Consider the following 24,720-nt stretch of genomic DNA (forward strand, 5'->3'; position numbering starts at 1 on the left):
AATGGCAAAACACGATATGCATGGCAATAAATCCACAGTGCTGACAGCATTGTTTGCTGTCCTGACCCTGGCGGCAAATGCGTCAGCACAAGACTGGCAGATAGAGCAAAAAGTCGATGCGCTGCTAAAGCAGATGACGCTGGAAGAAAAGGTCGGCCAGCTACACCAGCTATCAGGACGTGACCTGACTGGCCCCGCGAATAATAGAAATACCAATATCCTCGCAGAAATCCGCAAGGGGAAAATAGGCTCAATGCTGAACGTCAAAGGCGTCGCAGAAACCCGCGAGGTGCAGGCGGCAGCCTTGCAATCAAGATTGAAGATACCATTGCTGTTCAGCCTCGATGTGATACATGGCTACAAGACCATCTTCCCCATTCCTCTGGCTGAAGCTGCCTCCTGGGATTTGGCGGCGATAGAGCAATCTGCCCACATCGCCGCCAAAGAAGCGGCAGCGTCCGGCATACACTGGACCTTTGCACCCATGGTCGATATCAGTCGTGACCCGCGCTGGGGCAGGGTGATGGAAGGTGCAGGTGAAGATACTTACCTTGGCAGCCAGATAGCCAGAGCGAGGGTGCTCGGCTTTCAAGGAAAAAAACTCGGTGGCACGGATGCAGTCATGGCCACCGCCAAGCATTTTGCCGCCTATGGCGCAGCGATCGCAGGGCGTGATTACAATGCCGTGGATATGAGCGAGCACCAATTGTGGGAAACCTATCTGCCACCATTCAAGGCAGCGGTAGATGCAGGTGTTGCCACCTTCATGAATTCCTTCAATACCCTGAATGGCATCCCGGCAACCGGCAGTAAGTATCTGCAGCGCGACATACTCAAGGGAGCATGGAAGTACCAGGGTTTCGTCGTCAGTGACTGGGCATCGATTGCGGAAATGGTCAAGCATGGCTATGCCTCAGATATCCCGGACGCGGCGCAAAAAGCCATCAATGCAGGCAGCGATATGGACATGGAAGGCTTTTCCTATTCCAGCTCGCTGGTGCAACTGGTCAAAAGCGGCAAAGTAAAAGCAGCTTTGCTCGATGATGCGGTAAAGCGCATTCTGTACAAGAAATTTGAACTGGGCTTGTTTGATGACCCTTATCGCTTTTCTGATGCAAAGCGTGAACAGGAAGTATTGAATGATCCCAGTCATAGATTTATTGCGCGCGATATCGCGCGCAAATCCCTGGTGCTGCTGAAGAACGACAAGCAAGCCTTGCCGTTGAATAAAGCTGGAAAGTCCATCGCCGTGATAGGCCCATTGGCAGATGCATGCCGTGACCTTGAAGGCGGCTGGATTGTCAAATCAGATGCGGGGCAGGTGGTGAGCTTGCTGGATGGCATACGCAACCATGTGGTGAAAGACACTGAAGTGATTTTCGCGCGGGGTTGTGATGTTGCCTGCACCACGACCGATGGTTTTGCAGCAGCACTGGCAGCGGCAGACAAGGCCGATACTGTCTTGCTGGTACTCGGTGAAAGCTGGGATATGAGTGGCGAAGCGAAATCACGCACGGACCTGGGCTTGCCGGGTCTGCAGACACAATTATTTGAGATGCTGAAAGCGAAGGGTAAACCAGTCACAGTCGTGATCATGGCGGGCAGGCCGCTGGTGTTTAATACCGTAGCTGATCAGGCTACTGCGGTTTTATATACATGGTTTGCTGGCAGTGAAGGTGGCAATGCCATTGCCGATGTCTTGTTTGGAGATTACAACCCTTCGGGCAAGCTGCCCATGACTTTCCCGCGCAGTGTGGGCCAGATACCCATTTCATACGATACTTATGAAACCGGCAGGCCTGTGCAGGATGTCAAAAATGTTGTCTATAAATCGGCCTATATTGATTCTCCAAATACCCCGCGTTACGCCTTCGGGCATGGCTTGAGTTACACCGATTTTAGCTATAGCAATCTGAGCTTCAGTAATAAAAACCTGCAGCCCGGCGCTACTGCGACTGTCTCGTTTGATTTGCGCAATACTGGCAAGCGTGACGGTGAAGAAGTGGTGCAATTGTATTTGCGTGACCCTGTCGCCTCAGTAGTGCGCCCTGTCAAGCAACTCAAAGGCTTCCAGAAAATCAAACTGGCAGCGGGTGAACAAAAGCGGGTGACGTTCACGATAGACCAGGCCATGCTGTCGTTTTATGACAGCAAATTGAAATGGGTCGCGGAGCCGGGCAAATTCATCATCATGCTGGGCAGCGCATCGGACGATATCCGCCTCAGTGGCGAGCTCCAGCTTTTGGATAAAGCCAGGTAAGGCTGGCAACAGGATTGTCAGCAGTGGCCAGGCTGTTGGCAAATGGCTATGGGCGAATTTGCAATGCTATAATTTATGGATGAAAAACAAGTCATCCTCCATAGCGGCAGCCAAAGCTGATATTGCAACTGAAACGCCTGTTGCTGAGGTGTCTGCGGCTGATCCTGTGCGCCGCAGCCGTCGCTCCAGTGGCGGCTTTACCTTGCGTGACGTGGCAAAACTGGCCAATGTCGCACCGATTACGGCTTCGCGGGCGTTGAATACCCCCGACGCAGTGTCGCCAGCCATCCTGGCGCGGGTAAGGGAAGCGGTAGAGCGTACTGGCTATGTGCCCAATTTGCTGGCCGGTGGCCTGGCGTCCAAAAAAAGCCGTCTGGTGGCTGCTGTCGTGCCTACCATTACTGGTTCGGTGTTTTTGGAGATGGTGCAATCCCTGACCAAGTCTTTGGCAGATGAAGGTTATCAATTGATGCTGGGCCAGGCTGGTTATGAAAATTCACGCGAAGATGCCTTGCTGGAAGCCATCATAGGGCGCCGTCCAGACGGTGTCGTGCTGACCGGTATCATGCGTTCAGAACTCGGTCGCAAGCGCCTGCTTGCCAGTGGTATTCCGGTAGTGGAAACCTGGGACCTGACGCCTACGCCTATCGATATGCTGGTCGGTTTTTCGCATGAAAAAATTGGCGAGGCCGTGGCCAAATATCTGCATGGCCGTGGGCGCAAGCGCGTGGCGACCATCAGCGCCAATGATGAGCGTGCAGTACGTCGCAACAAGGCATTTTCTGATGCCGCACTGGCTCTGGGCATGGGGCAGGCAGGTGCGAAAGAAGTCGCTACCTGCATAGTCAAGGCACCTACCACTCTGGGTAGTGGCCGTAGTGGCCTGCGTAGCTTGCTGGAAAATGATCCTGCCATTGATGCGATCTTTTGTAGCTCAGACATGATGGCCCTGGGCGTCATCACCGAGGCGCATGCCATGGGTATTGCCATACCTGCACAACTGGCTGTAGTAGGTCTGGGTGACCAGGAGTTTTCAAAAGACCTCAATCCACCATTGACCAGTGTACGCATAGATGGCACCGCCATAGGCACCCAGGCAGCACGTTTCATTATTGAGCGTGTCGATGGCAAGCCTGTGACAGACAAGGTTAAAGACATAGGTTTTTCCATTGTCGAACGTGGCAGCGCATAATTTTTTTTAAGCTGGTGCCTAAGTCCCATCCTCAGGAAGGACAAGGGATTCGCTCATCATTTTGTCCGGCGCATTATTTTGCGCCAAGGGTATGCTGCCTTCAGTTGCGGTATTAGTCCTGATTCAATTCCTGTTGTAAATCACATTTGCAATGGCAGGAATATTCAAACGCCCACAATTCGCTCAAGAAAGTGATTGACTTTCAAAATAGGTACCGCTACCATTAATTCATATTTGGTAGCGGTACCATAAAGGCGATAAACAAAAAAAGAAAATGGCAGTAGCGAGCTTTGTCAGCCTGCAATAGCAACTTCATCAATTCAGCCCACAGGTGAAATGGGCAGGCTTCATGAGCAAGGCCAGTAAAAGAATAATCCAGACCAATAGCGGTATTAATTAACCCCAATCATTTATGCAAACACCTGTTTTTTCCAATGTCAGCAATCCTCGTTTTCAAGTGCAGTCCACTCCCTTTGTGACCAGGCTGCAAGTGATACCTGTAGCTGGTTACGACAGCATGCTGCTCAATCTCAGTGGGGCGCACGGCCCTTACTTCACCCGCAATATCGTGATCCTGACCGATAGTGCAGGCAACCAAGGCGTCGGTGAAGTACCAGGGGGTGCAGAGATAGAAAAAACCCTGAATGACGCACGGCCCCTCATCATTGGTCAGCCCGTAGGCGCCTTTAACAGCGTGCTCAATCAAGTCCGCACTGCCTTTGCGCAGCGTGATGCAAAAGGACGTGGGCACCAGACTTTTGATTTGCGCATCACCGTACATGCGGTGACCGCACTTGAATCTGCCTTGCTGGATTTGCTCGGCAAATTTCTGGGTGTGTCAGTTGCAGCCTTGCTGGGTGAAGGCCAGCAGCGCACCCAGGTCGATGTACTCGGATATTTGTTCTACATCGGCAACCGCCATGACACCAGCTTGCCTTATCCTGATCCCGGCACAGTTGCCGGGCCGGATGATGACTGGGCGATGTTGCGTTGCCAGCCTGCGCTTGATACCAAATCCGTTCTTGCTTTGGCCAAGGCAGCCCATCAGCGTTATGGCTTTCGCGACTTCAAACTCAAGGGTGGTGTGCTGCGTGGCGAAGATGAAATTGAAACCGTCACCGCCCTCGCTGAAGCCTTTCCTGATGCGCGTATCACCCTGGATCCAAATGGCGCATGGTCATTGAAAGACGCCATACGCCTGTGCCGTGACCGTGCCGATGTATTGGCCTATGCAGAAGACCCATGCGGTGCAGAAGATGGCTTTTCTGGCCGTGAAGTGATGGCAGAATTTCGTCGCGAAACCGGCTTGCCAACGGCCACCAATATGGTCGCCACCGACTGGCGCGAGCTCGGCCATGCGGTGCAATTACAGGCTGTTGATATCCCCTTGGCAGACCCGCATTTCTGGACCATGCAGGGTTCGGTCCGCGTGGCACAGATGTGCAAGGAATGGGGCCTGACCTGGGGCTCGCATTCCAACAATCATTTCGATATCTCGCTGGCGATGTTCACCCATGTGGCTGCGGCCGCTCCTGGAAAAGTTACCGCGATTGATACCCACTGGATCTGGCAGGACGGCCAGCGCCTGACTAAAGCGCCACTGTGTATCAGCAATGGCGTGATAGATGTGCCAGACAAACCTGGCCTGGGGGTAGAGCTTGATATGGCTGCAATAGAAGCCGCACACCAGCTGTATCTGAACATGGGGCTGGGCGCGCGCAATGATGCTATAGCCATGCAATTCCTGATCCCGGGATGGACATTTGACAATAAGAAACCATGTCTGGTGCGTTAGATAAAGCAGAGTAATAACAGCAAAGCCATCGACATAATCAGCTTCATAAGGACGGGCAACAACATAGCAACAGAACTGGCAGTAAAAAAAACTAGCAGTGATAAAACTCGCAGTTATAAAATAAACAGCAAGGAGACAAAAAATGTTCCGCAGTACTACAAAAAATAAGCATGCAGGCAAACACCAAAATTCTGGTCGTAATAACAGCAGGCAGCAATATCAGTTAGCCCCTGTCACTGCCGCCGTCGCAGTGGCTATCCTGAGTTTCATGAACACCGCTCAGGCGCAACAAGCCGCCACAGCAACGCCGACAGCATCAACGGCAAATAAAGCGACAGCGGCAACGGCAACGGCAACTGCCGAGGCGGATGAAAAAGGCCTGGCCAAAGTCGTCATCTCCGCCAACAAGCGTGTGGAGAAACTCGAGAATGTACCTATGTCGATCTCGGTCATTGGTGAAGAACAATTACAACGCAATAATGTGCGTGATCTCGATGACGTCATCGACCTTTCGCCGGCACTGACCAAGACCCAGAGTGACAATCCGGCAAACACCGGTTTGAACATGCGCGGCATAGGCACGCAATCGATAGGCATAGGGGTGGAGTCCGATGTTGCCGTGATCGTTGATGATATCCCCATAGGCATGCAGGTGCAGGCTTTCCGTGACCTGGCAGATGTTTCCCGTGTCGAAATCCTCAAAGGTCCGCAGAGTACCTTGTTCGGCAAATCGGCGATTGCCGGTGCCATCAATATTGTTACCAAACCTATTTCCGGCCCCATCGTTTCGCGTGCCAGTATCTTGCTGTCCAGCGACAGGGAATGGCGTCTCGGTGCATCCATAGGCGGTGAATTATCTGAAAAATTCGGTTTTCGCATTGCCGCCAGCAATAATGATTTTCCTGGTAACGTGAATAATCTGACCACTGGTAAAATGACCAATGGCTCTGCCGGTAAAACTTTTCTGGCTAAATTGAACTGGCGTTTGACAGACGATCTAGATATCGATTTTTCACCGCGCTATAACTACACAAAGACTGATTGCTGCGCACTGGTCATCACCAGCCTGACGGGCACTAATCTACAAAACGGCCTGCTGAACAATTCTGCGGCTATGCCCATCTCGCAAGTGCTGGCAGGCATTACACCCGGGCCGGATAACCGTACCATCCGTAATGACACCTTCACAGGGCAGGAATCAACTACGCGTGGTTTTGGCCTCAGAGTGAATTACCAGTTGCCAAATGGTGGGACCCTGACGTCGATCACATCCGGCGACCGTTATCATGCCTATGATTCACGTGACCAGGACTTTACCGATGCACCTGTGATGCTGTACTACCCGGTCACAGGTTCGACCAAATCATCAGGTTTGAGCCAGGGAGCAGAGCAGCACGGTCGCTTTGATGTCATCTCACGTACGCAAGAGATACGTCTGGTGTCGGCAGACACTGGCAACTTCCGTTATGTCGCTGGTCTCTGGTATGGCAAGAATGAACTTTCACGCTATTTCAAACGTGGTGAAAACGGCCTGGTCGCCACCAGCCCTACTGAGTTCTATGGCGACACCTACAATATCAACAAGGCCGTATTTGGCCAGGCAAGCTGGGAATTTATTCCTACTTATACCCTGACTACCGGGATACGTTTTAACAGGCAAGAATCCGGTTATCATTTTTCCGGAACTGGAAACCCTTCCAAATTAGTTTTCGGCAGCCCTTATGTCGCCGTCAATAATTTTTCCAGCGTAGGCAATGTAGAAAATGCCACCACCGGCAAGCTCAGTTTGCAAAAGCAATTCACGCCTACATTGATGGGCTATGTCTCTGCGTCCACCGGTTATAAAGGCCAGGCTTACGATATCACCAGCAGCCTGTCTGCTTTGACCGCATCACAGCAACCTGTCAAATCAGAAACCGCAAAAAGCTTTGAAATCGGCATGAAGGGCAATTTCCTCGATAACCGCCTGACCGTTGCAGCAACGCTGTTCAATAGCAAATTCAAAGACTATCAACAGAACTCTGGCAGCTATATTCCCGATACCTTGATTTACCAGACCCGCCTGAATAGCCTGGAAGGCGTGCAGACCAAGGGCGCAGAACTCGACATCAATGCCTTGGCAAGCAGGGATTTGCTGATCAACGCCAATTTCGCCTACACCGATGCGACCATCACTTCATTCAAGAACTCTACCTGCTATCAAGTGACTGGTAGCCCGAATGGCGGTTTCAACGATACCTGTATCTTGAAGAATCCTTTATATGGCGATCAGAATACCACTGACGTATCAGGCGGGCGCATGCCGTTTTCACCCAAGCGCAAAGCCAGCGTCGGTTTCAAATATGACGTGAAATTGCCTGAGATGAGTTTTGATGCTTATGTCACAGGTAATGTGGTGTATGCGAGCGACATGATCTCCAGTCTTGATCAAAACCCGCTTAACTTTGTACCAGCCACTACTTATGTCCATGGCGGTTTTGGCTTCCGTGAAAAATCTGGCCGCGCTAGCTTGAGCTTCCGGGTCAATAATCTGTTTGACCGCCAATACCGTGCCAACCGTTCTTTCCCATTGGCGAGCTTCAATGCGACAGCGCCTAATCCGTTAGCTACTGTCAACAGCACGACCTGGACACCGACACGTAACGCGTTCCGTTATGTTTCTGTGCGTCTGGATGTGAAATTTTAATCAGTTCTGGATGGAAATAAGCAACAGACAGTGTCCTGCTTGCGAAACGCGGGCAGGACACTAATGCAGAATGATAGCGAGTGAAGGGCGGATATGAAACAGCAAAAATCAGGCGTATTTTGCTGGAGGACTAACTGCAGTATGCAAGGCTATGCAGTTACGTCCTGTTTTTTTCGCACGGTACAAGGCCTGGTCTGCGGCATCGACCAAAGCAGTCAGATTCATGCCATTGTTGAAGGAATCTGCGATACCGGCGCTCAGGGTGCTGTGCAGGACTTCGTTTTTCCAGTTGATCTGTAATTCAGAATACAGCAGGCGCGCGCGTTCAGCCAATTGCGCCGCGCCTTGCTCGCCAGTGCCAGTCAACAAAATACAAAACTCTTCGCCGCCATAGCGTGCCAGGCAATCTTCACTACGGACAATGGTCTGCAACAGCGCCGCCAGGCGGCGCAGCACTTCGTCGCCTGCCTGGTGTCCATGAACATCATTAACGCGCTTGAAAAAATCCACATCGATCATGATGACAGACAAGGGCTCGCCAGTCCGGATAGCCCGCGCCAGCAGGCGTCTTGATTCATCTTCAAAACTGCGGCGGTTCAGCAAGCCTGTAAGGCTGTCGTGCGAAGCCTTTTCGCGCAATTCACTGACGAGACGGAAGGTGATCAACATGACCAGCGACAGTGAGATGGAAAGTTGCGAGAGGCCACCAAGCACCAGAAATACCGGATTGACATCGCCCTGTGCAAAGAGCGAAATCTCTTGTGCAGGCTTGCTCATCATATTCAATGCCCTGAGCAGACTCATCAGGGCAATGAAGGCAAAAGAAACAGTGGCCAGCCTGTAAGCAGTTTTCAGTGGCTGTGCAGCCTTGACCATCAGGTTAAGCGCGCAGGCACCAAAAACGCAACTGAACAAGATAGAGTTGGCAATCACCAGCATGCGGATGTCATCAAGCCACACACCCAGCCACAGGCTCTGCGCCATCATCTGTCCACCTACCCACGCCGTGAACCAGTAATGGCAGCGTTTGCCATTGAAGGCTTCAATGCCATTGTAGATCAGGCCAAAACCACAACCGGTAACCAGAGGTACACTGCCAATAATCCACAAAGGCCATTCAGGAGACATCTGCGTGCTGGTGAAAATACCTATGCACATACAGCAATGCCCCGCCGCCCACTGCCGCGCCCCCTTGATATTGTCCGCATGAAAACTGATCAGCGCCATCATGCCCGCGCCCAGCAGATTAATCCCACTCAACATCAACATGATAGTGCGCACATCAAGTTTCATGAGGCTCTCGCACCGGTGGTGTGGCTGGGGCTCTTGTCAGGCAAATTGACTCCGCGAAGTGAACTAGGTTAAATAATGATGCAACTAAAATATTGTATCTGAAACACAAGGGCGATAAAGGAAACAAAAAAGCCGCGAATGTCGCGGCTTTTGTTGGGTTTTGTGGCCTTGTTAAGTCCTGATCAGACGTTAAACAAGAAATTCAACACATCGCCATCCTTGACCACATATTCCTTGCCCTCGGCGCGCATCTTGCCTGCTTCCTTGGCGCCGGATTCACCCTTGAAGTTGATGTAATCATCAAATGCAATCGTCTGGGCGCGGATGAAGCCGCGTTCGAAGTCGGTGTGGATCACGCCGGCTGCTTGTGGTGCAGTGTCACCTACGTGGATGGTCCAGGCGCGTACTTCCTTGACGCCTGCAGTGAAGTAGGTTTGCAGGCCCAGCAATTTGAAACCGGCGCGTATCAGGCGGTCGAGGCCTGGTTCTTCCATGCCCATGTCGGCCAGGAATTCGGTTTTGTCAGCGTCGTCCAGATCAGCGATTTCAGATTCTATGGAAGCGCAAATGGCCACGATAGGGGCATTTTGTGAATTTGCGTAGGCAGTCAACTGGTCCAGCAATGGGTTGTTAGTGAAGCCGCTGTCAGAGACGTTGGCAACATACATCGCTGGCTTGGCCGTGATCAGGCACAGTGGTTTGATCAGCAGCATTTCTTCTGCATCAAGGCCCAGGGCGCGCACAGGCTTGGCATCGTTCAGGGCGGGCATGATGCGTTCCAGCACAGTGACCAGTTTCAACGCATCTTTATCGCCAGAACGGGCTTTCTTGTTTTCGCGGTGTATGGCTTTTTCTACCGTGCCCATGTCGGCCAGTGCCAGTTCAGTCTGGATAACCTCGATATCGTCGAGCGGGCTGACTTTGCCTGCCACGTGGATCACATTGTCATCTTCAAAACAGCGCACGACGTTGACGATGGCGTCAGTTTCGCGGATGTGGGCGAGGAACTGGTTGCCCAGACCTTCACCTTTGGAGGCACCGGCAACCAGGCCGGCGATATCAACAAATTCAACGATGGCGTTCTGAATGCGTTCAGGCTTGACGATGTCAGCCAGTTGTTTCAGACGCGGATCAGGCACCTCAACCACGCCGACGTTAGGCTCGATAGTGCAGAAAGGATAATTTTCTGCCGGTATGCCTGCTTTGGTCAGCGCATTGAACAGAGTGGATTTGCCGACGTTAGGCAGGCCGACGATGCCGCATTTGAGACTCATGATGTTTTGCCAGTTGGATTTGATTAACCCACTATTTTACCGGAAAGCCTGCCCTTCAGACCGTTTCCGGCCTGAATTGCCAAAAATCTTGCTGATAAATACAGCAGTTATCTGGTAAATAGCAGGTCTTAAGTAGTCAAATTGATAGCTTGAGCTTCGTTTTTATGAATTTTATAATTTTTTCAAAAAAAACTGATGTCAGGCAACAGCGCCAGGCAAGGCAGCTGCCTGCCGTATCCTGCGTTCACTGAGTTTATGCAGCAAGCCTGTCAGCATGATACCGGCAATAGTCAGGCCGAGTACCAGGCCTATCCAGAAACCGCGTGCTGCCATCGGTTCTTCTGGATGCCATGGCAGCCAGGCCGGTGCCAGCCCCAGCACGCAACCTATGGGCAGGGCAAAGCCATAGAATGCCATCAGGTGTATCAGCATCGGTGTGCGCGTGACCTTGTAGCCGCGTATGGCGCAGGATGCCGTGACTTGTGCAGCATCAGACAACTGGAAGATCGCTGCATACAACAGCAACTCGGATGCCATGGCCTGCACCGCCGGATCGGAGGTATAGGCTGCCGCCACCAGGTCGCGGAAGATCATGATGCCCAATGCCGAAATGACGGCAAAGCTGGTCGATAGCGCATAGCCAGTCCAGGAGATAAAGCGTGCCCGTTCCGGGTCGCCTTCACCCAGGGTTTGCCCGACCCGCGTAGTCAGGGCAATGCCCAGGCTTAATGGCACCATGAACACCAGTGATGAAAAATTCAGGGCGATCTGGTTGGCTGATACCGGCACCACGCCAAAGCGGGCAATCAGCAAACCGACAGCGCCAAAGGCCGACACTTCAGCAAAATAGGTAACACCTATAGGCAGGCCCAGGCGCAGGGTAGAGCGTATTTCTGTCCAGTTAGGGCCTTCATAATGGCTGAAGGGAAAAGTCTCTTTATAAGCTTCGGCACGGCGCATCCAGAATATCATCGCACCCAGCATCAGCCACAGGCCCATGCCGGTAGCCATGGCACAGCCGGTAGAACCCAGCTTGGGGAAACCCAGATGGCCGTAAATAAACAGCCAGTTGATGATGATATTAAAAGCCAGACCACCGAGCGCAATCACCATGACTGGCTTGGTCTGGTTCAGGCTGGTGGTGTATCCATACAGGGCGCGGTACATCGCAAAAGCGGGCATGCCCAGGCTGATGACATGGACAAACTCTGAAGCCTTGGCATTGATGGACGGGTCCAGTTGCAGGTAATTGAACACCAGCGTGGCGACATTCAGCAGTACACAGCCAACCAGTCCTACACCCAGGCCCAGCCACAAAGCCTGGCGCACCATGTGCGGCACACGCTCATGGTTTTCTGCGCCGACCTCATGGGCAATCACGGTGTTCACCGCCATCATGATGCCCATCACGCTGACCAGAATAATCACCCAGACATTCGCGCCCAGTGACACTGCAGCCAGGTCGTTCGCACTCAGGTGGCCGGTCATGGCGACGTCGGCCACACTCATACCTACGGTGGCCAATTGTCCTATCAGGACAGGCCAGGCAATGGCCCAGAGGGCGGCGGCTTCAGTGCGGATGCGGGTTTTCATGCTGTACAAACAAAGGGTAGCTGGATCAGCATCTTACCGTAGAAAGCAATTACCCCGCTATGGCCGGATTTTCATATGCACTATATGCACGATGGGTACGATGGGTACGATGGGCACGACAGTCATTACCGGCACTACAGACACTCTCAAAGCCAGCTTAGATTGCTTAGCCCTCTTAGCGCCGCAACCACAGTTCATTGAAGGACACAAAACCAAACGGCGTCATCCTCACGCCCGCCACATGCGGGGCGATACTGACTTGCTGGTTTTCATGCGAAATGGGGATCATCCAGCCTTCTTTGACGAGTCGTCTCCCTATGCGTGCATAAGCCAGCATGCGGCGTTTGCTGTCTGCCAGTTCCTTGATTTTCATCAAGTCTGCATCCAGCGGTTTCAGCGCACTGGCATGCATCCAGCGGCGGAATACGCTGTCGGCAACAAACCATTCATAACAACCAAAATCCTGGTCATCATGCATGACTTCGCGGGTGACGACGAGGTCAGCATCTTTCATCCATTCACGTGCCAGCAGTTGGTCATAGGGCAGGCTGGTCCAGTTGACGGTCATACCACCTGCTTCCAGCCTTTGCTTTACCGCTTGCGCCAGACTCAGCATTTCAGGCGTCTGGCCACTGACCATGCGCAGTTTGCAACCGATCTTGAAATTGCAGCATTTCGTTTTTTTGGCGACACGGTGCTTCCAGATTGCCAGTAGGCCTGAGGCCGGTTTCCTGCTACGTTCTTCTGGATCAAACAGGGTTTCTGGTGCTAGCCAGTCTGCCAGTGCCAGCCTTTGTTCGGCAGTTTTAAAAAAGCTGCGCGAAGAATTACAGATGATGTAAGTACAACCGGATTCTGCCCCGGCGATGGTTTGTTTTTTTGAACAATCCTGGTTTGCATAACCAAACTGCAAATCAAATCCCGATGGGCCGGATGGCGGTGGCAACATCCACAAATCTATTTCATCAAGCAAAGGGCGTTCACGGTAATAATCCTTGAAAGCCTGCAAGGTTAGCTGATAGGTATTGTTGCGTATCACGCGAAACGCACCACTGCCAACCGGGAAGCGCGCAAAGTCAGGTGCACGCTGGCGCGGCACGATGGAAGAGTTGGCCGTGGCCAGGCAATTTGGCCACAACTGGTCAGGATGTTCGAGATAAAAACTCACGCGCTGGCTGGGGCCAGTCTCTACATATTGCAGATGGCGGTACAGCCGCTGATAAATCGCTGACTCATCACGCAGGCGCAAGAAGCTGGCCTTGACATCTTCTGTGCTTAGTTCAGCGCCATCATGAAAACTCAATCCTGGCCGCAGCCAGAAATGCCAGATGCTGCCATTCTTTTCGCTTTCCCAATGATGGGCGATGTCCGGCCGCAAAGCATTTTGCTCATGGTCAAAAGTCGTCAGGCGCGAAAAAATCTGCCGCACCAGATGTGCTTCCAGACGGCCATAGACTTTTAAAGGATCCAGGCTTTCTACCGTGCGGAACAAGGGCATGCGCAAGCTGCGGCAGGCACTGTCAGGCATGCCCAGATAATCAGGCAGGCGCGTTGCCAGTTGCTGGCGCTGGCTGTCGTCAAGGCTGGCAAAAGCCTGTTCCAGATCGCCGCGGGCCAGATACTGCGACAGATGATCAAGCGCCAGGTTATCCGGGGTTTGCAAAAGTTCAAGCTGTGAATGATTGCCGCGCCCGCGTCCCGCCTGCCAATCCAGCCAGCCGCGCTGCTGCATTTTCGCCAACAGGTTACGCATATTGCGCTCGCTGCAATGCATCGCCAGTGCCAACGCTGGCAGGCCGGGTTGTTGTTCATGATGCTGCAAAAAGGCATGCAGTTTGCGGTATTGATCGAGCAGTTTCATGCCAGATAGTGTAAGCCTTCGCCAGGCTCATAAAAGGGGAAAAATTTTTTATTATTATATCCATTTTTCCTTTCTGCTTTTTTTACCATACTGTCAAACATCAGCACCCGCTTGCTTTGGTATGCACAGAAAAGGAAGATGATGACCCGCTTTCCCGCCGCCGTAATCCGGCTTTTATTCAGTTCTTTTGTGTTTGTCATGGGGCGTGCAGTTGCCCTGCCTTTCATGGCCTTGTACCTCTATGAACACCTCGGTATTAACCAGCAAACCATAGGCTGGGTCCTGGGTGGGAGTATTTTTTCTTCAACCTTGTTCAGCTTGTATGCCGGTTATCTGGCAGACCGGCTCAGCAAGAATTTGTTGATGAAACTGGCAGGCATCGTCGTCGCTGTCAGCACGGCCATGCTGACGATAGTACCGAATGCATGGACAGCGCTGTTCGCCCTGATGTGCATAGAGTCAGCACTGACCTTGCGTGGTATTTCCCTGAAAGCCACGCTGGCTGATCTGTTGCCGCCTGATCAAAGACCAAAGGCATTTTCCCTGAACTACACCCTGATCAATGTGGCGTTTGCCCTGGGGCCAGTGCTGGGTGCATGGCTGTTTGCCATCAAGGTGTCCGGACCCTTGTGGATGGCGGCTGCATTTTCGCTGCTGGCTTCACAAGTGCTGGGCAAACCTGCTGTGGCACTCAATACAGGGGAAGCAAGCAGATCCAGCCCTGCCGGTTTCAGGGCAACCATGCGCGTGCTGAGAAGTGACCGCCGCCTCATCCTGTTCTCCATGGGCAGTGTACTCACGTCCTTTGTGTTTGGCCGCTTTGTCTCGGGTTATCTGTCGCAATACCTGATGGTCAGCCAGGGCACGCAGGCGACCGCGCAATTGCTGCCATTTATCCTCATCACCAATGCGGTGACTGTGGTGGCTCTGCAATATCCGGTAGGTAAGCTCATGCAACAAAAATACCTGTTCCGCTGGGTCAGCCTCGGTGCTACTCTGTATGCCGTGGGTTTGCTGGGTTTTATGCATGCTGGCAGTGCCATGAGCTGGGTGCTGGCAACTCTGGTCTTTACCATGGGCGAGGTCATCGTCATTCCCTGTGAATACATGTTCATCGACATGATCGCCCCCGCCGACAAGCGCGGCAGTTATTACGGGGCGCAGAGCCTGGCCATGTTTGGCGCGGCCCTCAATCCTGTGATTTGCGGTTACCTGCTCGCGCATTTCCATAGCGATGTCATGTTCTGGGTCTTGATCTCGGCGGCCATGCTGGGCGTGTTGATGTATTTTGCCGGTACCCGCAGCAAGCCGGTTGAAGAGCATAGTGCTGAGAGCGAGGCGGCTGCAGAGTCTGCACCACAGCCGACAACAGAGCCTTCAACACAACCTGCAACAGAGCCTGCAATACAGCCTGCCACCGTCTCTTGCAAGCCCAGGACTTGCCTGTCAGTGCTGGCGGCGAGCAGGCAACTTGCTGGTAATCGCGTGAAAAACTTGTTTCCTTTGTCCTGAGCTTCAATACTGAGACTGTTCCTGTCAATTTTTACCAAGCTGGAAAGGCTATTCGGAATGAATAGCCTTTTTTGCATTTTGTGCAGGTTTCATGTTGCCAGGTTCATTTTCAATCCGTTCTTGACAATTCCATACCTGCGCACTAAAGTGATATCACTTTGATTTCAAAGTGCCATCTATCAGGAGAAAGTATGAGTACTACCTCAGTGTCGGCGACTGGTAAAAAATTAATACAAGAACGTTCACTTGCGTCGCTGGACGGTTATTTCATGATCATTGTCGGCCTGCTGTTTGTCGCAGGCGGTGCCTATAGTTTTATTGACCTGGTTGGTGCAGGGCAGCCCAGCCTGGCTGGTGTGTTGATGCGGCTGGCTGCCGTAGTGCTGGGTATTTTCATCCTCACCGGCCTGTACATGCTGCAACCGAATGAGGCAGCCTTGCTGTCCTTGTTTGGCCAATACAAGGGCACAGACCGCAGTGAAGGCCTGCGCTGGGTCAATCCCTTTTATTCCAAACGCAAGCTCAGCCTGCGTGCCCGCACCTTGAACACTGCGCCACTGAAGGTGAATGACAAGCGCGGCAATCCTGTGGAAATTGGTGCGGCTATTATTTGGCGCGTGCAGGATACGGCACTGGCGATTTACAATGTCGATGATTTTGAACGGTTTGTGAATATCCAGTCTGAAGCGGCGATACGCCACCTGGCAACCCAGTATGCCTATGACGATGGTGAAGACCTGGCTGAAGGCGAAACCACATTGCGGGCAGGCATGGATGTCGTCGCCGGTGCCATGCGTGACGAATTGCACAAGCGCTTTACCGCAGCCGGCATTGATGTAGAAGACGCCAAGCTCACGCACCTGGCCTATGCCGCAGAAATTGCCCAGGTCATGTTGCGCCGCCAGCAGGCAGAAGCCATCATCAGCGCCCGTAAAAAAATCGTGCACGGTGCAGTCAGCATGGTGGAAGCTGCTTTGCAAGGTCTGTCAGAGCGCAAGATATGCGAGCTCGATGATGAAAGAAAGGCGGCCATGGTCAGTAATCTGCTGGTGGTGCTGTGCTCGGATAAAGAGACCCAGCCCGTCATCAATACCGGCACTTTATACAATTAATTTGTAGCGAGATAAGAAAATGGAACATCCAGTCTATGTGGAAAAACAGTGGATGAAGTTGTTGTGGATTATCCTGCCTGTCAGTACCGTGCTCTTACTCGCGGTGCAAATGATATACCTGGGGCCAGGAATGCCCGGCATCAAACTGGCTTTACCGCTGGTGAGCCTGCTGTTACTGGTTTTACTCGGTGCTTTAACCGTAAGCGTTGATGCAAGTTATCTACGTTGGCATTTTGGTCTGATTGGTTTTCCTTCCTGGAAAATTGCCCTGTCGGATATTGCTTATGTAGAAGCCACCACCACAAGCATGATGGAAGGTTATGGCATCAGATTCACAAGCAAGGGCATGTTATATAACGCCACTGGCAATACCGCCATACTGGTGGTTTTGCGTAATGGCAAGGCACTGCGCCTGGGCACTCAAGACCCGCAGCGCCTGCTCAGTTATATCACTCCACGATTGAATGCCAGCTAATGGCCAGCCGAGGAAAAAAATCCTTCCCCCTGCGTATCGATCCCTTGTTGTGGAACGAGATCGAACGCATGGCGGCACAAGAGCTGCGCAGTGCCAATGCCCAGGTTGAGTATTTGCTCAGGCAGGCACTAAAACAGCAAGGGCGGCATGTACCCACAAGTAAAGCAATGGCTGAAAAAGATGACAGTCAGGCAGAAGAGTAAAGCGAAAGAATAAGGGAAAGGAAATTCGAGCATCGCAGCAGGCAAATGCAAAGCCCGCTATACTTGTTTTACGTATGAATTACCTCGCCCACATCTACCTGGCCCAGCATAGCGATAAAGCCATGCTGGGAGCCTTGCTCGGTGACTTTGTCAAACTTAAGGACACCGCGCTCTATCATCCTGAAATCCAGGCTGATATACAAATCCACAGGCAAGTCGATAGCTATACCGACAGCCATCCCATCGTCTTGCAGGCCAAAGCCTTGTTCCAGGACCAGCACCGCCGTTATGCGGGCATTTTGCTGGATATTTTTTATGACCATGTGCTGAGCCAGCATTGGCCGCAAGGCAGCCCGGCTCCACGCCAGGAATTGATACAGCGTTTTTACAGTGCCCTGCAAGCACAATCAAAAATAGTCTTGCCTGATAATCTGCAGGCAGCCTTGCCGCGCATGCTGAGCCAGGATTGGCTGGGTTCTTATCATGAATTTGATGGCGTCAGAATTGCTGTCGAACGCACTTCGCAAAGATTGTCAAAGAATGGAGATTTGTTGCGTGCGGGCCTGGGGGATTTGCTGAGCAATTACGATGTATTGAGCAAAGGCTTTCTAGAGTTTTTTCCTGAACTTGTTCAATATGTGGCTGAGCAGCGCGAGCAAAAATTATCTTTACCAGCTTAAAAATAAAAAAATTAAAAATTCAGAGCCTGTACCAGATCAAGATTTGGTTTTTCTACAAACGCCGCAAAATCATCACGCATGCGCCCGCTTTCGCTGATCGCCAGCTTCCAGTTCTGGATGCGGAAATCGTGATTCAACCCGTAGTAAAAAAAATCTTTTCTATCCGGCAGCTTGCCGCGTGTCAGCGTCTTCAGGAAAGAAGGTGATGGTGACACCATGATCACATTATCCAGCCATTGACGGTTAACGCCTGTGCCAGCCCTGCGCCAGGGTATGGGCTTGTCCAGCCAGCCGGGCACGATGTGATCGGTAAAGTGTGGATAGAGCACCAGGTCACCATCCTTGCTGCCTGCCACACGTGAATAGGGCAGGGCCAGGTGGTAATCGATGATACCGCCATCCCAGTAAGTGCCCACCGGTGCATGCGGGATATGCGAGACCGGTTCCATGATCAGCGGCAGGGTGCCGGAGGCCAGCAGCGACCAGCCGAGGTTGTCCGTTTTCAGCGGGCAAAAGTGGGTATCAAACCCATCAAATTTCGCCTTCAGCCAGAACAGCGGGTCACGGGTATCGCCAACAATCACGCGGTCCATATGCCTTGCCAGGCGTGAGCGCGACGCCAGATTGGCAAAGGTCGCCGCCACAAAACCAGCCTTGGCCTTGCTCACCGATTGCGGTGCTGTCAGCAAGCCGCGCCCCCGCACTGCCAGCAAATGCAATCTATGCAAAGGCTGGTTAACAACCTCTGCCTCATGACCGCCAATAAAGTCATGCAAGAGATTCTGGATTTCGCGCGTTACATATTGCGCAGAAGGTTTTTCAGGGTAACGCTGCTCGCAATACAAATCACCGAGACGCTGGAAAGCTGCCACCGGGTCAGTATGGCTGGCCGCTGCCATGCGCCAGGCACCGATAGATGCACCGATCAATGTGCGTTCACGCGGTGCAGTTGGCAGCCATTCACCAAATATCCATTGATCCAGAGCCTGCAATATCAAACCCTTGGGGCCACCCGCTGCCGCCGGGATGATGGCCACATCCTGCGCGCGCAAGCCGTGCTCACGCAAGTGAGCGTAGGCTTTGCGGCCAGCATGGATTTGTATTGCTGAACTCATTTTGTTGTATGGAGTTGCATCATCGCTTCAGGGAATTTGCCTTCAACCAGCAAGGGTAGCACAGCCAGGCTATTGGCGATCGCTTCGTCTATCGGTCCCTGTTCTTCCTTGCGTGGCCTGTGCAGGACAAAGTCCGCCACGCCCTGGGTTAAATTCAGGCTGCGCGGGTGGCCTATGCCTATGCGCAAACGCCAGTAATCCTGAGTGCCCAGGGCCGCAGTAATATCCTTGAGGCCATTGTGCCCGCCAGATGAACCACCAAGTTTGAGCTTGGCAATGCCAGGCATGATATCAAGCTCATCATGCACGACCAGCACCTGGTCAGGCGTGATCTTGTAGAAGCGGCAGATCGCGCCTACCGATTGCCCCGAGCGGTTCATAAAGGTCTGTGGCTCGAGCAGCCACACTTCCTGGTTGGCGATGCGCGTCTTGCCGACCAGGGCATTGAAATTCTTGTCCCTTTGCAGGCTGGCTGGTAATTGATCTACCAGCCAGAAACCGGCATTGTGACGGGTTTGTTCATATTCAGGGCCGGGGTTACCCAGGCCAACGATCAGGCGTATTGTCATTGCTAAGCAGGTATCTTGTAGTTATTGCAGAACTGATGTGCTGCGGATTGAGGGCTATTATAACCAAGCCTAAAGTGTCGTCATTAAAATGAGCACTTGGACGTTACCCTTCGCAACACAAATAGAAAAAGGCGCTATTTCCTTTGCAGGAACAGCGCCTCAAATCAGTTCATTCGTTTATTTTGATTTCTTCAGCAGTGGTGCCAGATACTTGCCCGTCACACTCTCAGGATTGGCCGCCACTTCTTCTGGCGTACCTGTAGCAATAATCTTGCCGCCACCAGCACCACCTTCAGGGCCAAGATCAATCAGCCAGTCAGCCGTTTTGATGACATCCAGATTATGCTCGATGATGACTACCGTATTACCCTGGTCACGCAACCTGTGTATGACCTTCAACAGCAGGGCGATATCATGGAAGTGCAAGCCAGTGGTTGGCTCATCCAGGATGTACAGCGTGCGGCCGGTATCGCGCTTGGATAATTCCAGCGACAGCTTGACGCGCTGCGCCTCGCCACCTGACAGGGTAGTGGCACTTTGCCCCAGGCGTATATAACCCAGGCCCACGTCCAGCAGGGTTTGCAATTTGCGTGCAATGATAGGGACAACCTTGAAGAATTCAAATGCATCTTCCACCGTCATGCCCAGCACTTCATTGATGTTCTTGCCCTTGTAATGTACTTCCAGGGTTTCGCGGTTATAACGCTTGCCGTGGCAGACATCGCAAGGCACATACACGTCAGGCAAGAAATGCATCTCTACCTTGATGACGCCATCGCCCTGGCAAGCTTCACAGCGCCCGCCCTTGACGTTGAAAGAGAAACGGCCTGCGCTATAGCCACGTTCCTTGGCTGTTGGCACAGTCGCGAACAGGTCACGGATAGGCGTGAACAGGCCAGTATAAGTGGCAGGGTTGGAACGTGGTGTACGACCTATCGGTGCCTGGTCGACAGAAATCACTTTATCAAAATGCTCAAGACCACTGACATGATCAAACGTTGCCGGTTCAGTTTGTGAGCCATACAGGTGACGCGCAGCGACATGGTAAAGCGTATCATTCACCAGCGTCGATTTGCCTGAACCAGAAACACCGGTCACGCAAGTCAGCAAGCCCACTGGCAATTTCATCGAGACTTTTTTCAGGTTATTACCACGCGCACCGGCAATCAGCAATTGCTTGGCCGGGTCTGCTTTCGTACGTTTCTTCGGCACGGCAATTTCCAGCGCGCCACTCAGGTATTGCGCAGTCAGCGAACGCTTGTTGCCCATGATATCTGCCAGCGTACCCTGGGCGATAATTTCACCACCATGTACACCAGCACCTATACCCATGTCGACCACAAAGTCGGCGCAGCGTATCGCATCTTCATCATGCTCGACCACCAGCACGCTATTGCCGATATCGCGCAAATGCTTGAGCGTATCGATAAGCCTGTCATTGTCGCGCTGATGCAGGCCGATAGATGGTTCATCCAGTACATACATGACACCAGTCAGGCCAGAACCAATTTGCGATGCCAGGCGTATGCGCTGGGCTTCGCCACCAGAGAGAGTATCGGCACTACGTTCCAGTGACAGATAATCGAGACCGACGTTATTCAGGAAAGTCAGGCGCGCCGTGATTTCCTTGATGATGCGGTCAGCGATGTCGCGCTTGGAACCTGTGAGTTTCAGGTGTTCAAAGAAATGCAGGGTTTCGCGCAAAGGCATGGCGCTGATATCGTAAATCGCCTTCTCCTGCTTGCCTGTACCCACCTTGACATAACGCGCTTCTATACGCAGGCGTGCGCCATCGCAAGACGGGCATTGCTTTTCATTGATGAACTTGGCCAGCTCTTCCTTGACGGCCATGGAATCAGTTTCGCGATAACGGCGTTGCAGATTCGTGACCACGCCTTCAAAGCTGTGTTCCTTGATGACGGTACGGCCTTTTTCATTGATATAGGTAAACGGTATCTGCTGTTTGCCTGAGCCATACAAAATGATTTGCTGTGCTGACTCAGGCAATTGCTCATATGGCGTATCAATATCAAATTCATAGTATGCCGCCAGGTTGGACAGCATCTGGAAGTAGAACTGATTACGCCTGTCCCAGCCCTTGACTGCACCACTGGCCAGTGACAAATTAGGGAATGCCACGATACGCTTGGGATCAAAAAATTCTATATGCCCCAGACCATCACATTCAGGGCAGGCCCCCATGGGATTATTGAAAGAGAACAGGCGCGGTTCCAGCTCTTGCAATGAATAACCGCAGATAGGGCAGGCAAATTTGTTCGAGAATAATTGCTCATGATTGCTGTCCATATCCACAATCAGGGCACGGCCATTTGCCAGGCGCAAACAAGTCTCGAAAGATTCTGCCAGGCGCTGCTTGATGTCGGCCTTGACCTTGACGCGGTCTATGACCACATCTATCGTATGCTTCTCGGTCTTCTTCAGCTTGGGCAGATTATCGACCTCATAAATCTTCGCTTCATGCGTGCCACTCTGTACGCGAAAACGTATAAAGCCCTGGGCCTGCATCTGCTCAAACAAATCCATGTGTTCACCCTTGCGGTTGGCAACCACAGGCGCGAGTATCATGAGTTTGGTATCGTCAGGCATGGCCAGCACGGCATCCACCATTTGCGAGACAGATTGTGCAGCCAGCGGGTTCTCCGGGTGATCAGGGCAATACGGCGTACCCACGCGTGCATATAGCAGACGCAGGTAATCATGTATCTCTGTGACCGTGCCAACAGTAGAACGCGGATTATGCGAAGTGGCTTTTTGCTCGATGGAGATGGCCGGTGACAGACCCTCAATCAAGTCCACATCCGGTTTTTCCATCAATTGCAAAAACTGGCGCGCATAAGCTGACAGAGACTCTACATAGCGGCGCTGGCCTTCTGCATACAGGGTATCAAAAGCCAGTGAAGACTTGCCCGAGCCAGACAGGCCAGTGATGACCACCAGCTTATTGCGCGGCAAATCTATGCTGATATTTTTCAGGTTGTGGGTACGGGCGCCGCGTACGCGTATCAATTCACGTTTTTGTGCCAATTGAACATCACTGGCATCAAAGTCGATTTCTGCCGGTTTGGGCGCTTTTGCTGCTTTTGTGCGTGTCGTCATAGTCTCTGTGCTGAATTTGGGCCGAATTGGAGGAAGTAGGCGTGCAACCTGATACTATAACGGGTTTTGAAAATCACTGCGGGCTCGTCTTTGCTTTGCCTAATCTAAATTGACCAGACGAGCTTTTTGAATATGACTATTGCAACACCTTCCGACGCATCCGCCCTGAGTGAGCAAGAGCCTGCCGGCATGAGCCGCGAGGAAATCAGCTCCAGTGCTTCCCTCGCTTCCATTTTTGCCCTGCGCATGCTGGGTCTGTTTCTCATCCTGCCGGTATTTGCCATTCATGCCAAAACCCTGCCTGATGGTGACAATGCCAGTTTGGTTGGCCTTGCCATGGGCATGTATGGCCTGAGCCAGGCGTTTGGTCAAATCCCGTTCGGGATAGCATCTGACAAGTTTGGCCGCAAGCGCATCATCGTTATTGGTTTGTTGCTGTTTGCTATCGGCGCTTTTGTTGCCGCATCCGCAACAACGGTAGTTGGTGTCATCATCGGTCGTGGCATACAGGGTGCAGGCGCGATCTCCGCCGCCATCACCGCCCTGATTGCCGATACCACCAGAGAAGAACACCGCACCAAGGCCATGGCCATGGTAGGGGGTTCCATAGGCCTGACCTTTGCATTTTCACTGGTGGCCGCACCTTTGCTGTATCAAAGCATAGGCATGAGTGGCATCTTTGCCATGACGGGTGTCTTGTCACTGGTGGGTATTGCCGTTGTCTTGTTCATCACGCCAGAAGCACCCGCCATACGCCATAAACCCGTACCCCTGTCCGTGGTCTTGAAGAATACCGAACTGATGCGCCTAAATTACGGCGTGTTTGCCCTGCACCTGACGCAAATGGCCATGTTCGTCGTGGTGCCAGCGGCATTGGTGCAATATGCCGACCTGCCGGTTGCTGCGCACTGGAAAGTTTATTTGCCTGTGATGTTCGCCTCTTTCATCGCCATGCTGCCAGCAATTTTCATCGGCGAGAAATTTGGCAAGATGAAACAAGTTTTTGTTGCTGCAATCACACTCTTGCTGGCGGTTGAGCTTGGCTTGTGGCAATACTTGCAATCTCCAGCCATGCTGGTAGGCTTGCTGTTTGCATTTTTTATTGCCTTCAATATCCTGGAGGCATGCCAGCCATCCCTGGTATCGCGTATCGCCCCGCCAGCCGCCAAAGGTGCAGCACTGGGTGTGTACAACACCCTGCAGGCCCTGGGCCTGTTCTGCGGCGGTTTGCTGGGGGGATGGCTCAAGCAAAGTTTCAACCCTTCATCAGTTTTTGTTGTTAGTTCTGTGCTTACAGCAGTGTGGCTTATAATCGCTATCAATATGCCCAACATACCCAAGCGCAGCAAAACTGTGCCTGCGGTCAAGGCATAAATTAATTTGTATCAGGAAAATTAGGAGAATTACATGGCATCAGTGAACAAGGTCATTATCGTCGGCAACCTTGGGAGAGACCCGGAAACCCGTTACATGCCATCAGGCGATGCAATGACCAGCATCACCGTGGCAACCACCGATAGCTGGAAAGACAAATCCAGCGGTGAAAAGAAAGAACAGACAGAATGGCACCGCATTACCTTCTTCGGCAAACTGGCAGAAATCGCCGGTCAATACTTGAAGAAAGGTTCCCAAGTCTACGTTGAAGGCAGCCTGCGCACCCGTAAATACACCGACAAAGACGGCGTAGAAAAATACGCAACCGACATCAAGGCCGACAGCATGCAAATGCTGGGCAGCCGTCAGGGCATGGGCGGCGGCGCAGGCATGGATGATGGTGGTGGCTACGGCGGTGGCGGCGGTGGAGGTGCTCCAGCCCCACGACCACAGGCAGCCCCACAACAACGCCAGGCCCCAGCCTCACGCCCGGCACCGAATTTCTCGGATATGGATGATGATATTCCGTTTTAACGTGTAGGTTTTGAGCATTGTAAATAAGATCCCATTTCTCATAGGAGAAATGGGATCTTATTTTTTTACATTTGG

Annotated in this window: 18 protein-coding genes; 11 read left to right on the plus strand and 7 right to left on the minus strand. The window is 52.3% G+C overall.

Features of this window, described 5'->3' with window-relative positions; translation table 11 throughout:
* Position 1: 1 nt before the first annotated feature.
* The 4 genes from bglX to ACO0LL_RS07555 all read left to right on the plus strand — a co-directional run bounded on the left by bglX (position 2) and on the right by ACO0LL_RS07555 (position 7,933).
* Positions 2–2,260 carry a beta-glucosidase BglX gene (gene bglX, locus ACO0LL_RS07540; RefSeq protein ID WP_422950267.1) on the plus strand — a complete coding sequence of 753 codons (2,259 nt, stop codon included), beginning with the start codon at positions 2–4 and terminating at the stop codon, positions 2,258–2,260.
* A 79-nt stretch (positions 2,261–2,339) separates the two neighbouring features.
* A complete protein-coding gene (locus ACO0LL_RS07545; RefSeq protein ID WP_422950268.1) occupies positions 2,340–3,452 on the plus strand; it encodes a LacI family DNA-binding transcriptional regulator in 1,113 nt (370 codons plus the stop codon).
* Positions 3,453–3,864: 412 nt separating this feature from the next.
* Positions 3,865–5,247 (plus strand): enolase C-terminal domain-like protein, encoded by a 1,383-nt coding sequence (locus ACO0LL_RS07550; RefSeq protein ID WP_422950269.1) that lies wholly within the window; start codon positions 3,865–3,867, stop codon positions 5,245–5,247.
* 142 nt (positions 5,248–5,389) lie between these two features.
* Positions 5,390–7,933 (plus strand): TonB-dependent receptor, encoded by a 2,544-nt coding sequence (locus ACO0LL_RS07555; RefSeq protein ID WP_422950270.1) that lies wholly within the window; start codon positions 5,390–5,392, stop codon positions 7,931–7,933.
* A gap of 108 nt (positions 7,934–8,041) precedes the next feature.
* Here the strand turns inward: ACO0LL_RS07555 and ACO0LL_RS07560 are convergent, their stop codons facing one another.
* The 4 genes from ACO0LL_RS07560 to ACO0LL_RS07575 form a co-directional block, all read right to left on the minus strand.
* Complete coding sequence (locus ACO0LL_RS07560; protein WP_422950271.1) at positions 8,042–9,226, minus strand: GGDEF domain-containing protein; 1,185 nt, start codon at positions 9,224–9,226, stop codon at positions 8,042–8,044.
* A 182-nt stretch (positions 9,227–9,408) separates the two neighbouring features.
* The gene (ychF, locus tag ACO0LL_RS07565; RefSeq protein WP_422950272.1) at positions 9,409–10,500 is read right to left on the minus strand and encodes a redox-regulated ATPase YchF; all 1,092 of its coding nucleotides are present in this window, start codon (positions 10,498–10,500) and stop codon (positions 9,409–9,411) included.
* 198 nt (positions 10,501–10,698) lie between these two features.
* Entirely contained in the window at positions 10,699–12,093 is a 1,395-nt protein-coding gene (locus ACO0LL_RS07570) for an MATE family efflux transporter (protein WP_422950273.1), read from the minus strand.
* 175 nt (positions 12,094–12,268) lie between these two features.
* Positions 12,269–13,954, minus strand: coding sequence for an SgrR family transcriptional regulator (locus tag ACO0LL_RS07575; RefSeq protein WP_422950274.1), 1,686 nt, complete (start codon positions 13,952–13,954; stop codon positions 12,269–12,271).
* A gap of 141 nt (positions 13,955–14,095) precedes the next feature.
* Between ACO0LL_RS07575 and ACO0LL_RS07580 the strand changes: the two genes are divergently transcribed.
* The 5 genes from ACO0LL_RS07580 (at position 14,096) to ACO0LL_RS07600 (ending at position 17,936) form a co-directional block, all read left to right on the plus strand.
* Entirely contained in the window at positions 14,096–15,466 is a 1,371-nt protein-coding gene (locus ACO0LL_RS07580) for an MFS transporter (RefSeq protein ID WP_422950275.1), read from the plus strand.
* A 191-nt stretch (positions 15,467–15,657) separates the two neighbouring features.
* Positions 15,658–16,578, plus strand: a complete 921-nt coding sequence (locus tag ACO0LL_RS07585) for an SPFH domain-containing protein (RefSeq protein WP_422950276.1) — start codon at positions 15,658–15,660, stop codon at positions 16,576–16,578.
* A 19-nt stretch (positions 16,579–16,597) separates the two neighbouring features.
* Positions 16,598–17,053, plus strand: a complete 456-nt coding sequence (locus ACO0LL_RS07590) for a hypothetical protein (RefSeq protein WP_422950277.1) — start codon at positions 16,598–16,600, stop codon at positions 17,051–17,053.
* Positions 17,053–17,256, plus strand: coding sequence for a hypothetical protein (locus tag ACO0LL_RS07595; protein ID WP_422950278.1), 204 nt, complete (start codon positions 17,053–17,055; stop codon positions 17,254–17,256). Before ACO0LL_RS07590 ends, ACO0LL_RS07595 begins: the two co-directional genes overlap by 1 nt.
* Positions 17,257–17,330: 74 nt before the next feature.
* Entirely contained in the window at positions 17,331–17,936 is a 606-nt protein-coding gene (locus tag ACO0LL_RS07600) for an ACP phosphodiesterase (protein WP_422950279.1), read from the plus strand.
* Positions 17,937–17,947: 11 nt separating this feature from the next.
* Here ACO0LL_RS07600 and ACO0LL_RS07605 read toward each other — a convergent pair whose 3' ends face one another.
* The 3 genes from ACO0LL_RS07605 to uvrA form a co-directional block, all read right to left on the minus strand.
* Entirely contained in the window at positions 17,948–19,051 is a 1,104-nt protein-coding gene (locus ACO0LL_RS07605) for a patatin-like phospholipase family protein (protein ID WP_422950280.1), read from the minus strand.
* Complete coding sequence (pth, locus tag ACO0LL_RS07610) at positions 19,048–19,620, minus strand: aminoacyl-tRNA hydrolase (RefSeq protein ID WP_162043524.1); 573 nt, start codon at positions 19,618–19,620, stop codon at positions 19,048–19,050. Before pth ends, ACO0LL_RS07605 begins: the two co-directional genes overlap by 4 nt.
* Before the next feature lie 177 nt (positions 19,621–19,797).
* Positions 19,798–22,737 (minus strand): excinuclease ABC subunit UvrA, encoded by a 2,940-nt coding sequence (uvrA, locus tag ACO0LL_RS07615; protein ID WP_422950281.1) that lies wholly within the window; start codon positions 22,735–22,737, stop codon positions 19,798–19,800.
* 189 nt (positions 22,738–22,926) lie between these two features.
* On the opposite strand from uvrA, the gene ACO0LL_RS07620 reads away from it, so the two are divergent.
* Together ACO0LL_RS07620 and ssb are read left to right on the plus strand one after the other, a co-directional pair.
* On the plus strand, positions 22,927–24,111 hold the full coding sequence (locus tag ACO0LL_RS07620; RefSeq protein ID WP_422950359.1) for an MFS transporter: 1,185 nt from the start codon (positions 22,927–22,929) through the stop codon (positions 24,109–24,111).
* 33 nt (positions 24,112–24,144) lie between these two features.
* Positions 24,145–24,645 carry a single-stranded DNA-binding protein gene (gene ssb / locus ACO0LL_RS07625; protein WP_422950282.1) on the plus strand — a complete coding sequence of 167 codons (501 nt, stop codon included), beginning with the start codon at positions 24,145–24,147 and terminating at the stop codon, positions 24,643–24,645.
* The last annotated feature ends 75 nt before the right edge of the window (positions 24,646–24,720 follow it).

It is taken from the genome of Undibacterium sp. TC4M20W (assembly GCF_049340245.1).
GTDB lineage: Bacteria > Pseudomonadota > Gammaproteobacteria > Burkholderiales > Burkholderiaceae_D > Undibacterium.